This window comes from Pseudoxanthomonas kalamensis DSM 18571 (assembly GCF_010211745.1).
Taxonomy (GTDB): Bacteria; Pseudomonadota; Gammaproteobacteria; order Xanthomonadales; family Xanthomonadaceae; genus Pseudoxanthomonas_A; species Pseudoxanthomonas_A kalamensis.
Genome location: NZ_PDWQ01000004.1, coordinates 283,167 through 295,964 on the forward strand (window position 1 = coordinate 283,167; position 12,798 = coordinate 295,964).

Consider the following 12,798-nt stretch of genomic DNA (forward strand, 5'->3'; position numbering starts at 1 on the left):
GCCGCGCGCCTACTTCGAGCACCCTTCCAGCTTCAGCACCTGTCCCTGCCGCACGCTGTAGCGCGGGGCGTGGACGCCATTCGCGCGCGCCAGCGTCTTCAGGCTGCAGCCGTTGCGCTGGGCGATCCGCCCCAGGCTGTCGCCTGCCTTGACCCGGTAGGTCCTGGCCGGTTTCGGCTTCGGTTTCGGCGGCGGCGCAGTCACCGGGGTCACGTCGCCGACGGCCACGCTGCCCTCCGGCTGCGGTGGGCGCTGCAAGGCCGCGTACACGTTGGCGCCGACCAGGGTCCGCGCCAGCTGCGCGCGTTCGCCGTCGATGCAATGACGCTTGTACTGGTTGGACATGCGGGTCGTGGCCAGCATCGTGGTCCCGGCCGGGATCAGCTGGTCGGCCTGGTAGCGCGGGTTGAGGTTGCGCAGCGCGCGCATGTAGCCCTCGCGGGTGCCGCCATTGCCCATGCAGATGGTCATTTCGTAGATGGACGCGTCGCGCGACAGCTTGAACTGTGCCAGCTGCGCGTTGACCTTGGGGAACTCCAACCCGTACTGCTTGGGATGCAGGAACAGCCAGGCGGCGGCGATCACCATCGGCACGTAGTCGCGGGTCTCGGCCGGGAACTGGTTGTACACGGTTTCGTCCCAGAAACTGCGCCCCGGATACTGGCTGTAGACCCGCAGCGCGCGCCCTTCGCCGCCGTTGTAGGCGGCCAGCGACAGCTCGACGTTGTCGTTCAGCTCGTGCAGGCGCTCGAGGATGTAGTCGGCGCTGGCCGCGGCAGTGGCGCGCGCGTCGTAGCGGGTGTCGAAGCCGGTACCGTCGGGGCCGAGGCCGAAACGGCTGCCGGTCGCCGGCATGAACTGCATCAGCCCGGCCGCGCCGGCGCGCGAACGCGAATGCGCGCGGCCGTTGGATTCCTTGGCCATGATCCCGAACAGCAGCGCCTCCGGCAGACCATTGCGCTCCCATTCCGGCCACATCACCGGCCGCAGGTTCATGTAGTTCTCGTAGCTGGTGATCAGCGAACTGCGCATGTCGGTCAGCCAGCGGCGGATGCCGGCCTGCACGGCCGGGTTGAATTCCACCATGCGGTCGAACGCATGCCGGCCATCGTGGTACTGGGCGGCAGAGGACGCCGAAGCGGTCGCGGCCGCCGCGCCCTCGGCCAGCGCATGGTCGCTGCCGTCGTCGAGCGGATCGTCGGTTTCCTCGTCGTCGCCGGCCAGGGCGTCGGTTTCCTCCTTCAGCAGGCGCTTGAACGCAGCCAGCTGGGTGTTGACCGAACAGCCGCGCTGCTTGATGCAGGCGTCGATGACGTCTTCCATGTCCTCCAGCGCGGCGTTGCTTTCGCCCGCGCCGCGCGGATCGTTGTTGGCGACCAGCACCAGCGCATCGCGATAGCGCTGCTCGGCCGCAGCCATGCGCTGATCGATCACCTCGATGGCGGCCTTGTCGCGTGCCGAAACGCGCTGGGCATGGGCGGAGGGAACGGCCGCGAACAGGGCCAGGAAAGCCGGCAGCAGCCAGCGGCACATCGATCCGTGGGGCATTGGTGCGGTCGTTTCGATCAGGAATGGGCGATCACAGCGGATCAGGGTAGCCCCGCCCGCGCCGGGCAGGCAAGCCGACTCCGACGCTGCCGTTCACTGTCTCCGCTCGCGACATGCCGGCCGCAACCGCTAGAATTCCTCGGAAGCGTGACCGTGTACCCACTTCCCAGGAAACCCATGGACCCCATCCTGCTTGGCAAAGGCGTCACCGACGACATTCCCGTCCACCTGCTGCCCAAGTTCGGCAACCGCCACGGCCTGGTCGCCGGCGCCACCGGTACCGGCAAGACGGTGACCCTGATGACCTTGGCCGAAGGCTTCTCGCGGCTCGGTGTGCCGGTGTTCATGGCCGACGTGAAGGGCGATGTCTCCGGCGTCGCGGTGGCCGGCGATGGCAACGAGAAGGTGCTGCAGCGGGCCCGCGACATCGGCATCGACGGCTACGCGCCCGGCGCCAACCCGGTGATCTTCTGGGATATGTACGGCAAGCTCGGGCATCCGGTGCGGACCACGGTCAGCGAGATGGGGCCGACCCTGCTGGGCCGCATCCTGGAGCTGAACGACACCCAGAGCGGCGTGCTGGACATCGTGTTCAAGCTGGCCGACGACCGCGGCCTGCTGCTACTGGACCTGGCCGACCTGCGCGCCCTGCTGAACCTGGTCGCGGCCGAGCGCAAGGACATTTCCACCGAATACGGCCTGGTCAGCACGCAATCGGTCGGCGCCATCCAGCGCGCCCTGCTGCGGCTGGAGCAGGAAGGCGGCGAGAATTTCTTCGGCGAGCCGGCGCTGGAACTGAACGACCTGATGCGCACCACCCCCGACGGTCGCGGCGTGATCGGCCTGCTCGCGGCCGACCAGCTGATCCTGAAGCCGCGGTTGTATTCCAGCTTCCTGCTGTGGCTGCTGTCGGAACTGTTCGAGAACCTGCCGGAAGTCGGCGACCTCGACAAGCCCAAGCTGGTGTTCGTGTTCGACGAGGCGCACCTGCTGTTCGACGACGCCCCGGCCGCGCTGCAACAGCGGATCGAACAGGTGGTGCGATTGGTCCGTTCCAAGGGCGTGGGCGTGTATTTCTGCTCGCAGTTCCCCGACGACGTGCCGGACAACGTGCTCGGCCAGCTCGGCAACCGCGTGCAGCACGCGTTGCGTGCCTACACTCCGCGCGACCAGAAGGCGGTCAAGACCGCAGCCGAAACCTTCGTTCCCAACCCCAAGCTCGATGTCGCCGCCGCCATCTCCAAACTCGGCACCGGCGAAGCGCTGGTGTCCACATTGCAGGACAAGGGCGTGCCCTCGCCGGTGCAGCAGACGATGATCTCGCCGCCGCGCTGCCGGATGGGCGCGGCGACTACCGCCGAACGCGACCAGGTCCGCGCCGGCAGCCCGGTCGGCGGCAAGTACGACACCGCCGTGGACCGCGAATCGGCCGCCGAGATGCTGACAAAGAAAGCCGAAACCGCGGCCGTCAACGCCAGGGCACCGCCGGCACGCAGCCGCGAGCAGGACGATGCCGACGAAGGCGGCTTCAGCCAGGCGATCAAGGACGCGGTGTTCGGCACCAAGCGCCGTCAGGGCATGCTGGAGACGATGGCCAAGCAGACCTCGCGCACCGTCGGCAGCAAGCTCGGCAACCAGATCGTGCGCGGCATCCTGGGCGGCATCTTCGGCGGCAAGCGCTGATCGGTTCCGTGCCCCGCCGCTGTCGCCGATGAGCCGCTGGCGTCCGCCCGCCGAGAAAAGCACCGCCCTGATCACCGCCGAAGGCCATGCGCGGCTGAAGGCCGAGCTGGACGATCTGTGGCGCGTGCGCCGACCCGAGGTGGTCAAGGCGCTGACGGCGGCGGCGGCCGAGGGCGACCGTTCGGAAAACGCCGAATACCACTATCGCAAGAAGCAGCTCGGCGAAATCGACCGCCGCGTGCGCTACCTGAGCAAACGGCTGGAAGCGCTGCGGGTGGTCGATGCGGCGCCGGCCAATCCGCAGGCGGTGTTCTTCGGCGCCCAGGTCGAACTGGAAAACGCCGACACCGGCCAGATCCATCGTTACCGAGTGGTCGGTCCCGACGAAACCGACGCCGCACAGGGCTGGATCAGCATCGATTCGCCGCTGGCTCGGGCCATGCTGAAGAAACGCGTCGACGACGAATTCAGTGCCGTCCTGCCCGGCGGCATCGTCACCTTCGTCATCGTCGACGTGGAATATCCATAGGGCGGCGCTATGCCGAAACGATATCCAGCGACAGCGACGGCTTCTTCGTCAGCGCCTCGCCGAACAGGTCGTGCTCGTCGCTGTCGGTGATCTCGACCTCGACGAACTGCCCGGCATGCAGGCCGGCTTCGGCGCCGTTCTGGACATGCACCAGGCCGTCGATCTCCGGCGCGTCGGCCATCGAACGCGCCACCGCGATGCCGTCCTCGACCCCGTCCACCAGGCATTGCCGCACGCTGCCGACCTTGGCCGCCAGCTTCTCGGCACTGATCGCGGCCTGGGTTTCCATGAAGCGGGCCAGCCGTTCCTGCTTGACCGCTTCCGGCACCGGATCGGGCAGCGCATTGGCGGCCGCGCCCTCGACCGGCGAATAGACGAAGGCGCCGACGCGGTCCAGCCGCGCCTGTTGCAGGAATTCCAGCAACGCCTCGAATTCGGCCTCGGTCTCGCCGGGAAAGCCGACGATGAAGGTCGAACGCACGGTGATCTCCGGGCACAGTTCGCGCCAGCGCAGCACCCGCTCCAGCGTCCTGTCCACCGCGCCCGGACGCTTCATCAACTTGAGGATGCGCGGACTGGCGTGCTGGAAGGGAATGTCCAGATACGGCAGCAGCCTGCCCTCGGCCATCAGCGGCACGATCTCGTCCACATGCGGGTATGGATAGACGTAGTGCAGCCGCACCCAGGCGTCCAACTCGGACAGCCCTTCGCACAGCGACTTCATCCGGGTGGCGTATTCGCGCCCGCGCCAGCTGCCCGGCGCGTACTTGCGGTCGACGCCATAGGCCGAGGTGTCCTGCGAGACGACCAGCAGCTCCTTCACCCCGCCACGGACCAGTCGCTCGGCCTCGCGCAGCACCTCGTCGACCGGGCGCGAGACCAGCCGTCCACGCATCGACGGGATGATGCAGAAGCTGCAATGGTGGTTGCAGCCCTCGGAAATCTTCAGGTAGGCGTAATGGCGCGGGGTAAGCTTGATGCCGACATCTTCGTATTCGCCGAAGCCAAGGCGTCGGCGCGGCACCAAATCCACGAACGGGTCGTGCTTCGGCGGCAACGCCGCGTGCACGGCTTCCATCACGCTGTCGTAGTCCTGCGGGCCGGACACCGACAACACATCCGGATACTGCTTGCGGATCAGTTCCGATTTCTTGCCCAGACAGCCGGTGACGATCACCTTGCCGTTCTCGGCCATCGCCTCACCGATCGCGTCCAGCGACTCGGCCACCGCCGAATCGATGAAGCCGCAGGTATTGACCACCACCACGTCGGCATCGTCGTAACTGGGCGAAATTGCATAGCCCTCGACCCGCAGCTGGGTCAGGATGCGCTCGGAATCGACCAGCGCCTTGGGACAGCCCAGGCTGACGAAACCGACTTTGGGGCTGATGGCGGACATGCGCGGACGTGGCGACCAAGGCAACGGGAAGGCGCGCGATTATACGGGGTTACACTTCTGCCCTTCCGTTTCTACCGGACGAGGCGACGACAATGGGCGAATGGATCGACCTTCAGACCGCACGCGGCCCGGTCAAGGCCTGGCATGCGACACCGACCGGCACGGTGCGCGGCGGACTGGTCGTGGTGCAGGAAATCTTCGGCGTCAACGCGCACATCCGCAACGTCACCGACCGCTATGCCGATGCCGGCTACCTGAGCCTGGCACCGGCGTTCTTCGACCTGGTCGAAGCCGGGGTGGAACTGGACTACGGCCCGGACGAATTCCGTCGCGGACGCGAGCTGGTCACCGAAGTCGGCATGGACGGCGCGCTGGCAGTGGTCGAAGCCGCGGCGCGGCAGCTTGCCGGCGCCGGCAAGGTCGGCACGGTCGGTTACTGCTGGGGTGGTTCGGTGGTGCTGCGCGCCGCACAGACACTGGCCTTGCCCGGCGTCAGCTACTACGGCGCGCGCAACGCCGGTTTCCTCGACCAGCCGTTGCAGGCACCGGTGATGTTCCATTTCGGCGAGGCCGACACCAGCATTCCACCGGAAGCCGTACAGGCGCATCGTGAGGCCTACCCGGACATGCCGGTGCACGTCTACCCAGCCGGCCACGCCTTCAACCGCGACGTCGATCCGAACGCCTGGCAGGCAGACAGCGCCGCGCTGGCCTGGCGGCGCAGCCTGGACTTCCTGCACGAGCATGTCGGATGAGCGACTTCGTCCTCGATCCTCGGCTGGCTGCCGACAGCGTATTCATCGCCGATGCGCCGTTATCGCAGTTGCGGCTGATGAACGACAGCCGCTTCCCGTGGCTGCTGCTGGTGCCGCGGGTGGCTGATGCCGCCGAATGGATCGACCTCGACGGCAGCCAGCAACGCCTGCTACTGGGCGAGATCAACCTGGTTTCGCGCCTGTTGCAGGCCGAACCCGATGTGCACAAGCTCAACATCGGCGCACTCGGCAACATCGTCCGCCAACTGCACGTGCATCTGGTCGGCCGCCAGGAAGGCGACCCCGCCTGGCCCGGCCCGGTCTGGGGCAGCGGCACCGCCGTGCCCTACCCGGCCGATGCACTGGCCGCGCGGATCGAAAGCTGGCGCCAGCGCCTGTCATGAGCGCACCGCGGTTCGAGCTACTGGGCAGCGACGCCGTGCTGGTGCGTTTCGGCGACCGCATCGATGCCGCGCTCAACCGCCGCGTGCATGCCTTCGCCGCCCGCCTGCGTGCGCAGCGGCCGGACTGGCTGCTCGACCTGGTCCCGGCCTATGCCAGCCTCGGCGTGTATTTCGATCCGACGCGCATGAGCGCCGACGATCCGCATGCCACAGCAATCGACTGGCTGCGGCAGATCGACGACGCCGATGCCGAAGATCTTTCCGCCGGCACCCTGCACGAAATCCCGGTCTGCTACGGTGGCGAATACGGCCAGGACTTGCTGACAGCGGCCGTGGCACTGGGCCTGACCGCGGATGCGCTGGTCGCGCGCCACAGCGCGGCGGTCTACACGGTGGCGATGATCGGTTTCGCGCCCGGCTTTCCCTATCTGCTGGGCCTGGATCCGGCGCTGACATTGCCGCGACTGACCACGCCGCGCGCGGACGTGCCGGCCGGCTCGGTGGCGATCGGTGGCGCGCAAACCGGCATCTACCCGCGCAGCAGTCCGGGCGGCTGGCGCTTGCTCGGACGCACGCCGCTGCCGCTGTTCGATGCGCAACGCACCGAACCCTCGCTGCTGCAACCCGGCGACCGCGTGCGCTTCGTGCCGATCGACGCCGAGAATTTCCGCCACGCTGGCGGAAGCCGCGCCATGAGCCGCGCTTCCACGACATATTGGGAAGTGCTCTCGCCCGGCCTGCAGACCACGGTGCAGGACTGCGGTCGCCACGGCTGGCGCCATCTGGGCGTCTGCCGCGCCGGCGCCATGGATCCTCGGGCACTGGCGCTGGCCAATCGCCTGGTCGGCAACGACGCCGATGCCGCCGGACTGGAAATCACCCTGCGCGGCCCGCGCCTGCGACTGGCGCGCGCCTGCCGCATCGCCCTGGTCGGCGCGACGGTGCAGGCGCGCTGGAACGACGAGCCATTGCCGATGGGACGGCCGTTGCTGCTGCCACCCGGCGAACTGCGACTGGGATCGGTACGCGACGGCGCGCGCTGCTGGCTGGCCGTGGCCGGCGGCATCGATCTGCCCTTGCAACTGGGCAGCCGCAGCACCGACCTGCGCGGTGGCTTCGGCGGCCTGCAGGGGCGTGCATTGCTCGCTGGCGACCGGTTGCCGCTGGCCGCCGTGAAGCTGCCGACGACACGCCAGCCGCAATTCCCCGACTGGTGGATCGACCCCGACGACCCGTGGACGCGTCAGGCCGGTCTGCTGCGCTATCTGCCTGTCGACCCTGCCCTGCCAACGCTCACCGACAGCTGGCGCGTGCACGCCAACAGCAACCGCCAGGGCCTGCGCCTGCAAGGAACTGCCCTAGCAAGCATGGCCAACAGCGGCGTGTCCGAACCGGTCGCCGTCGGCACCCTGCAATTGCCGCCGGATGGCCAGCCGATCCTGCTGCTGGCCGATGCGCAGACCGTCGGCGGCTACCCGCGCCTGGGCCATGTGATCGCCTGCGACCTGGCCCGCGCCGCCCAGCTGCGACCGGGCGATGCGGTGCGCTTCGAAGCCGTCACGCCGGAACAGGCGCAACAGGCGCAACGCGATGCCTCGCACCGGCACGCGCGCCTGCTGCAAGCCATCGCGCAGAAACTGCCCGCATAATCGACACATGCGCCATATCGACTTCAACTGCGATCTGGGCGAAGGCTGCGGCGACGACGCAGCCATCGTGACGTGCATCAGCTCGGCCAGCATCGCCTGCGGCGGCCATGCCGGCGACGCGGCCTCGATCCGCGAAACGATCGCCCTGTGCAAGCGCCACGGCGTGGCGATCGGCGCGCACCCTGCGTTCGAGGACCGCGAGCACTTCGGCCGTCGCGAACAAACCCTGCCGCCCGCCGACATCCATGCGCTGGTGCAGCGGCAGACCGCCGCGCTGGCCGCCGCCTGCGACGAAGCCGGCATCGCCCTGCACCACGTCAAACCGCATGGCGCGCTGTACAACCTCGCCGCGCGCGATGCCGATACCGCCCACGCCATCGCCGACGCCATCCGCCAATTCGACCCGCGGTTGTGGCTGTACGCACTGGCCGGTTCGGCGCTGGCCGTGGCTGGCCGCGATGCCGGCCTGCGCGTGGCCGAGGAAGTGTTCGCCGAACGCGGCTACGACGCCGACGGCCGGTTGCTTGCGCGCGGCCGTCCCGGTGCCGTGATCGACACCCTCGACGCTGCGCTGGCCCAGGTCCGCGGCATGCTGCGCGAAGGCGTGGTCGTCGCCGACAACGGCAAGCGTGTGCCGATCCGCGCCGACACCTTGTGCCTGCACGGCGACCGTGCCGATGCCGCCGCGTTCGCAACCGCCCTGCGCGATGCGCTGCGCGCCGAAGGCTTCGTCATCGCCTCACCGGAACTCGCCGCATGAGCTACTGGCCGCTGATCGGCATTGCCCTGGTCGTCGTCGGATTCGTCCTGCGCTTCAATCCTGCCCTGGTCGTGGTCGGTGCCGGCATCGTCACCGGCCTGGTCGCCGGCAAGACCCCGGTCGAGGTGCTGGAACTGCTCGGCGAAGCCTTTACCAAGCAGCGCTATCTGGCGATCTTCCTGTTGACCCTGCCGGTGATCGGCCTGCTGGAGCGGCACGGGCTGAAGGAGCACGCGCAGGCCTGGATTGCCCGCCTGCGTAGCGCCACCGCAGGCCGCCTGCTGATCGCGTACCTGGCCGCACGCCAGCTGACCTCGATGCTGGGCCTGAACAGCCTGGGTGGCCATCCGCAGACGGTGCGTCCGCTGCTGGCGCCGATGGCCGAAGGCGCCGCTGAAGCCAGCCACGGCCCGCTGCCGGAAGCCGGAAAGGAAAGATTGCGCGCACTGTCGGCCGCCACCGACAACGTCGGCCTGTTCTTCGGCGAGGACATCTTCATCGCCTTCGGCGCGGTGCTGCTGATGCAGGGTTTCTACGCCGAGCACGGCATCATGCTGGAGCCGCTGCAGATCGCCCTGTGGGGCATTCCCACCGCCATCTGCGCCTTCCTGATCCACGCCTCGCGGCTGCTGCGGCTGGATGCACGACTGGCGCGCGAAGCGGCCGCGCTGCGTGCCAGTTCGCCCGCCGCCACGGAGGACGCCGGATGATCTCGCTGCAATGGATCTACTGGCTGGGCGGCCTGTATCTGGGCTGGGTCGCCTGGCAGGGCTGGCGCGACAAGGCCAATCCGCGACGACTGGCCAATGCGCTGTTCTGGGGGCTGCTGGCGGCGATGCTGCTGACCGCCGACCGCTTGCCGGCAGCCGTGGTCGGCGCGGTCGTCGTCGCGCTGGCCTGCCTGGCCGGTTTCGGCGGGCTGGGTCGCGGCCACTACCGCGAAAGCAGCGCCGAGGAAAAAGCCGCCGAGGCGGCGCGGTTGGGCAACCGGCTGTTCTGGCCGGCATTGCTGATCCCGCTGGTCGCGGTGCTGGTGGCGGTGCCGCTGGCCGACCTGCAGATCGGCGGCCACCGGCTGTTCGGCAAGGACCACACCACCCTGGTCGGGCTGGGCCTGGCCTGCCTGCTGGCCACCTTGGCGGCCTGCCGGCTGACCCGGCAATCGCCGGCCACGGCGGTGGAACAGTCACGCCGGCTGATCGACGCCATCGGCTGGGCGGCCATCCTGCCGTTGCTGCTGGCCACGCTGGGCAGCGTGTTCGCGGCCGCCGGCGTCGGCGATGCGGTCGCCGCGCTGGTGCAGCAGGTGATTCCGGTGCAGAACCGTTTCGTCGTCGTGCTGGCCTATGCGCTGGGCATGGCGCTGTTCACCATGATCATGGGCAACGCCTTCGCCGCCTTCCCGGTGATGACCGCCGGCATCGGCCTGCCGCTGCTGGTGCAACTGCACGGCGCCGACGCCGCCTCACTGGCAGCCATCGGTATGCTGTCCGGCTACTGCGGCACCCTGCTGACGCCGATGGCGGCCAACTTCAACCTGGTGCCGGCTGCGCTGCTGGAACTGAAGGATTCCAATGCGGTGATACGCCAACAGGTCGCCACCGCGCTGCCGCTGCTGGCCTGCAACGTGCTGCTGATGTATTTCATCGTGTTTCGCTGATACCCGCCGACATGACCGCCCGCCGCCCTCCCATCGTACTGCTGACCGGTTTCGCCCCGTTCGGCGGCGAGCCCGTGAACCCGAGTTGGCAGGCGGTCGCCGCACTGCATGGTCGCCGGGTCGGCGGCCATCGCATCGTCGCCCGTGAACTGCCGGTCGAGTTCGGCGCTTCGCTGAAAGCGTTGCGCAAGGCACTGCGCGAAACCCGGCCGGCATTGGTCATCTGCGTCGGCCAGGCCGGCGGCCGCGCCCGAATCTCGCTGGAACGGATCGCTATCAACATCGACGACGCACGTATTCCCGACAACGCTGGCCGGCAGCCGGTCGATCTGCCGGTGATTGCCGATGGCCCGGCCGCCTACTTCTCCAGCCTGCCGATCAAGGCCATGCACCATGCGCTGTGCACGGCCGGTTTCCCTGCCGAAATTTCGCAAACTGCAGGCACCTATGTCTGCAACCACGTCTTCTACGGGCTGATGCATGCCCTGCGCCGGCAGCGGCGCGTGCGCGGCGGATTCATCCATATTCCCTATTCACCCGCGCAGGCGGCCGCCCATCCGGGCGCGCCCAGCCTGTCCGTGGACACGGTCGCCGCGGCGTTGAAACTGGTCGTGAAGACCGCGCTGGCGACGTCGCAGGACATCCGCCAGCCCGGCGGCGCCGAACACTGATCCGGCCGCGAACCGCTCAGGTCCGCGGCAGGGTCACTCCGGTCTGGCCCTGGTACTTGCCGCCGCGGTCCCTGTAGCTGGTTTCGCAGACCTCGTCGGATTCGAAGAACAGCATCTGCGCGACACCCTCGTTGGCGTAGATGCGCGCCGGCAGCGGTGTGGTGTTGCTGAATTCCAGCGTCACGTGGCCTTCCCATTCCGGCTCCAGCGGGGTGACGTTGACGATGATCCCGCAGCGCGCGTAGGTGCTCTTGCCCAGGCACACCACCAGGGTGCTGCGCGGGATGCGGAAGTATTCCACCGTACGCGCCAGCGCGAAGCTGTTGGGCGGGATGATGCAGACGTCGCTCTCGATATCGACGAAGCTGCCACTGTCGAAATGCTTGGGGTCGACGATGGTGGAGTTGATGTTGGTGAACACCTTGAACTCGCGCGAGCAGCGCACGTCGTAGCCATAGCTGGATGTGCCGTAGCTGACGATCCGCTGGCCGTCGGCCGCATGCTTGACCTGGCCCGGCTCGAACGGTTCGATCATGCCGTGCTGCTCGGCCATGCGGCGGATCCAGAGGTCGCTCTTGATGCTCATTCGCTGTTCCCGTAACGGCGGACTCGTCCGCCGGTGTGATGGTGAAGTTCGGTCGGGCATTGTAGGCGCTGTCGCTCCGGACCGGGCCCGCCGTCCGCCTAGACCAGCGAAGCGGCGATCGAGCGCGGCGCCCGCGGCCGTTTTTCCAGTTCAGCCACCAGCGCCCGCGCCGCTTGCCGATAGGCCTGGGCCACCACCGAGTCCGGCTGCGCCACCACCACCGGCTCGCCGGCATCGCCCTGTTCGCGCACGCGGATGTCCAGCGGCAGCGAGCCCAGCAGCGGCACGCCGTACTGCTCGGCCATCCTGCGCCCGCCGCCCTCGCCGAACAGATGCTCGACATGGCCGCAGTGGCTGCAGACGTGCATGGCCATGTTCTCGACGATCCCCAACACCGCGATCTCGACCTTCTCGAACATCTTCAAGGCCTTGCGCGCATCCAGCGTGGCAATGTCCTGCGGCGTGGTCACCACCACCGCCCCGGCCACCGGAATCTTCTGCGCCAGGGTCAGGTGGATGTCACCGGTCCCCGGCGGCAGATCGACCAGCAGGTAGTCCAAGTCGCCCCACAGGGTGTCGGTGAACAGCTGGACCAGAGCCGCGGTCACCCGCGGACCGCGCATCACCAACGGCACGTCCGCATCGACCAGCAGGCCGATCGACATCGCCTCGACCCCGAATGCCCGCATCGGCTCGATCGAACGGTTGTCCGGGCTGTCCGGTCGCCCGCTCAGGCCCAGCATGGCCGGAATGCTCGGACCGTGGATGTCGGCATCCAGCACCCCGACCCGCGCCCCGTCGGCGGCCAGCGCCAGCGCCAGGTTGACCGCCGTGGTCGACTTCCCCACCCCGCCCTTGCCCGAACCCACGGCGATGACGTTGCGGACGCGGGGAGCCGGAGACAGGCCAGATTGGACGACGTACGAAACTTGGGAAGGACTCATTCAGAAGGATTCAAACAGTTGATCAAAAAAGAAAATTTCGACATGAAACATGCATGATTCATACACGAACCCGATTGTGTATTTATCGTTAACGCTATGCTACCCTTCGACTACTCGTATAGGAATCATTCATTAACGTGTACGGCGGCATCGGACTTGCCAAGTACCGACCAAGGGAAAGGTCGAACACCCCTGACAACCACCCATCAC

The 12,798-nt window shown here is 67.9% G+C and carries 13 protein-coding genes; 9 read left to right on the forward strand and 4 right to left on the reverse strand.

What is annotated here, in order from left to right:
* Positions 1 to 9: 9 nt before the first annotated feature.
* Entirely contained in the window at positions 10 to 1,533 is a 1,524-nt protein-coding gene (locus tag CSC70_RS09965; RefSeq protein WP_246189383.1) for a lytic transglycosylase, read from the reverse strand.
* Between the two features lie 192 nt (positions 1,534 to 1,725).
* On the opposite strand from CSC70_RS09965, the gene CSC70_RS09970 reads away from it, so the two are divergent.
* Together CSC70_RS09970 and greB are read left to right on the forward strand one after the other, a co-directional pair.
* On the forward strand, positions 1,726 to 3,231 hold the full coding sequence (locus CSC70_RS09970) for a helicase HerA-like domain-containing protein (RefSeq protein ID WP_162456489.1): 1,506 nt from the start codon (positions 1,726 to 1,728) through the stop codon (positions 3,229 to 3,231).
* A 28-nt stretch (positions 3,232 to 3,259) separates the two neighbouring features.
* Positions 3,260 to 3,760 (forward strand): transcription elongation factor GreB, encoded by a 501-nt coding sequence (gene greB, locus CSC70_RS09975; protein WP_162456490.1) that lies wholly within the window; start codon positions 3,260 to 3,262, stop codon positions 3,758 to 3,760.
* 7 nt (positions 3,761 to 3,767) lie between these two features.
* Here greB and rimO read toward each other — a convergent pair whose 3' ends face one another.
* Complete coding sequence (gene rimO / locus CSC70_RS09980; protein WP_162456491.1) at positions 3,768 to 5,159, reverse strand: 30S ribosomal protein S12 methylthiotransferase RimO; 1,392 nt, start codon at positions 5,157 to 5,159, stop codon at positions 3,768 to 3,770.
* A 92-nt stretch (positions 5,160 to 5,251) separates the two neighbouring features.
* Between rimO and CSC70_RS09985 the strand changes: the two genes are divergently transcribed.
* The 7 genes from CSC70_RS09985 to pcp are packed head-to-tail and all read left to right on the forward strand — an operon-like array spanning position 5,252 to position 11,058.
* The gene (locus tag CSC70_RS09985) at positions 5,252 to 5,914 is read left to right on the forward strand and encodes a dienelactone hydrolase family protein (RefSeq protein WP_162456492.1); all 663 of its coding nucleotides are present in this window, start codon (positions 5,252 to 5,254) and stop codon (positions 5,912 to 5,914) included.
* Entirely contained in the window at positions 5,911 to 6,318 is a 408-nt protein-coding gene (locus CSC70_RS09990; RefSeq protein ID WP_162456493.1) for an HIT domain-containing protein, read from the forward strand. The genes CSC70_RS09985 and CSC70_RS09990 overlap by 4 nt, the downstream gene beginning before the upstream one ends.
* Positions 6,315 to 7,967 carry a 5-oxoprolinase subunit PxpB gene (gene pxpB, locus CSC70_RS09995; protein ID WP_162456494.1) on the forward strand — a complete coding sequence of 551 codons (1,653 nt, stop codon included), beginning with the start codon at positions 6,315 to 6,317 and terminating at the stop codon, positions 7,965 to 7,967. The genes CSC70_RS09990 and pxpB overlap by 4 nt, the downstream gene beginning before the upstream one ends.
* 7 nt (positions 7,968 to 7,974) lie before the next feature.
* Positions 7,975 to 8,727 (forward strand): 5-oxoprolinase subunit PxpA, encoded by a 753-nt coding sequence (locus tag CSC70_RS10000; RefSeq protein WP_162456495.1) that lies wholly within the window; start codon positions 7,975 to 7,977, stop codon positions 8,725 to 8,727.
* Positions 8,724 to 9,437 (forward strand): DUF969 domain-containing protein, encoded by a 714-nt coding sequence (locus CSC70_RS10005; protein ID WP_162456496.1) that lies wholly within the window; start codon positions 8,724 to 8,726, stop codon positions 9,435 to 9,437. Before CSC70_RS10000 ends, CSC70_RS10005 begins: the two co-directional genes overlap by 4 nt.
* Positions 9,434 to 10,387: a DUF979 domain-containing protein gene (locus CSC70_RS10010; RefSeq protein ID WP_162456497.1), complete on the forward strand. Its 954-nt coding sequence runs from the start codon at positions 9,434 to 9,436 to the stop codon at positions 10,385 to 10,387. Before CSC70_RS10005 ends, CSC70_RS10010 begins: the two co-directional genes overlap by 4 nt.
* Positions 10,388 to 10,398: 11 nt before the next feature.
* A complete protein-coding gene (gene pcp, locus CSC70_RS10015; RefSeq protein ID WP_162456498.1) occupies positions 10,399 to 11,058 on the forward strand; it encodes a pyroglutamyl-peptidase I in 660 nt (219 codons plus the stop codon).
* Between the two features lie 16 nt (positions 11,059 to 11,074).
* Here the strand turns inward: pcp and dcd are convergent, their stop codons facing one another.
* Together dcd and apbC are read right to left on the reverse strand one after the other, a co-directional pair.
* Entirely contained in the window at positions 11,075 to 11,644 is a 570-nt protein-coding gene (dcd, locus tag CSC70_RS10020; RefSeq protein WP_162456499.1) for a dCTP deaminase, read from the reverse strand.
* A 98-nt stretch (positions 11,645 to 11,742) separates the two neighbouring features.
* Positions 11,743 to 12,588 carry an iron-sulfur cluster carrier protein ApbC gene (gene apbC / locus CSC70_RS10025; RefSeq protein ID WP_162456500.1) on the reverse strand — a complete coding sequence of 282 codons (846 nt, stop codon included), beginning with the start codon at positions 12,586 to 12,588 and terminating at the stop codon, positions 11,743 to 11,745.
* Between the last annotated feature and the right edge of the window lie 210 nt (positions 12,589 to 12,798).

Excerpts from the sequence above, each read along its gene's own strand:
- CSC70_RS09965 (WP_246189383.1), bottom strand. The coding sequence starts at position 1,533 with ATGTGCCGCTGGCTGCTGCCGGCTTTCCTGGCCCTGTTCGCGGCCGTT.
- CSC70_RS09970 (WP_162456489.1), top strand. The coding sequence starts at position 1,726 with ATGGACCCCATCCTGCTTGGCAAAGGCGTCACCGACGACATTCCCGTC.
- greB (WP_162456490.1), top strand. The coding sequence starts at position 3,260 with ATGAGCCGCTGGCGTCCGCCCGCCGAGAAAAGCACCGCCCTGATCACC.
- rimO (WP_162456491.1), bottom strand. The coding sequence starts at position 5,159 with ATGTCCGCCATCAGCCCCAAAGTCGGTTTCGTCAGCCTGGGCTGTCCC.
- CSC70_RS09985 (WP_162456492.1), top strand. The coding sequence starts at position 5,252 with ATGGGCGAATGGATCGACCTTCAGACCGCACGCGGCCCGGTCAAGGCC.
- CSC70_RS09990 (WP_162456493.1), top strand. The coding sequence starts at position 5,911 with ATGAGCGACTTCGTCCTCGATCCTCGGCTGGCTGCCGACAGCGTATTC.
- pxpB (WP_162456494.1), top strand. The coding sequence starts at position 6,315 with ATGAGCGCACCGCGGTTCGAGCTACTGGGCAGCGACGCCGTGCTGGTG.
- CSC70_RS10000 (WP_162456495.1), top strand. The coding sequence starts at position 7,975 with ATGCGCCATATCGACTTCAACTGCGATCTGGGCGAAGGCTGCGGCGAC.
- CSC70_RS10005 (WP_162456496.1), top strand. The coding sequence starts at position 8,724 with ATGAGCTACTGGCCGCTGATCGGCATTGCCCTGGTCGTCGTCGGATTC.
- CSC70_RS10010 (WP_162456497.1), top strand. The coding sequence starts at position 9,434 with ATGATCTCGCTGCAATGGATCTACTGGCTGGGCGGCCTGTATCTGGGC.
- pcp (WP_162456498.1), top strand. The coding sequence starts at position 10,399 with ATGACCGCCCGCCGCCCTCCCATCGTACTGCTGACCGGTTTCGCCCCG.
- dcd (WP_162456499.1), bottom strand. The coding sequence starts at position 11,644 with ATGAGCATCAAGAGCGACCTCTGGATCCGCCGCATGGCCGAGCAGCAC.
- apbC (WP_162456500.1), bottom strand. The coding sequence starts at position 12,588 with ATGAGTCCTTCCCAAGTTTCGTACGTCGTCCAATCTGGCCTGTCTCCG.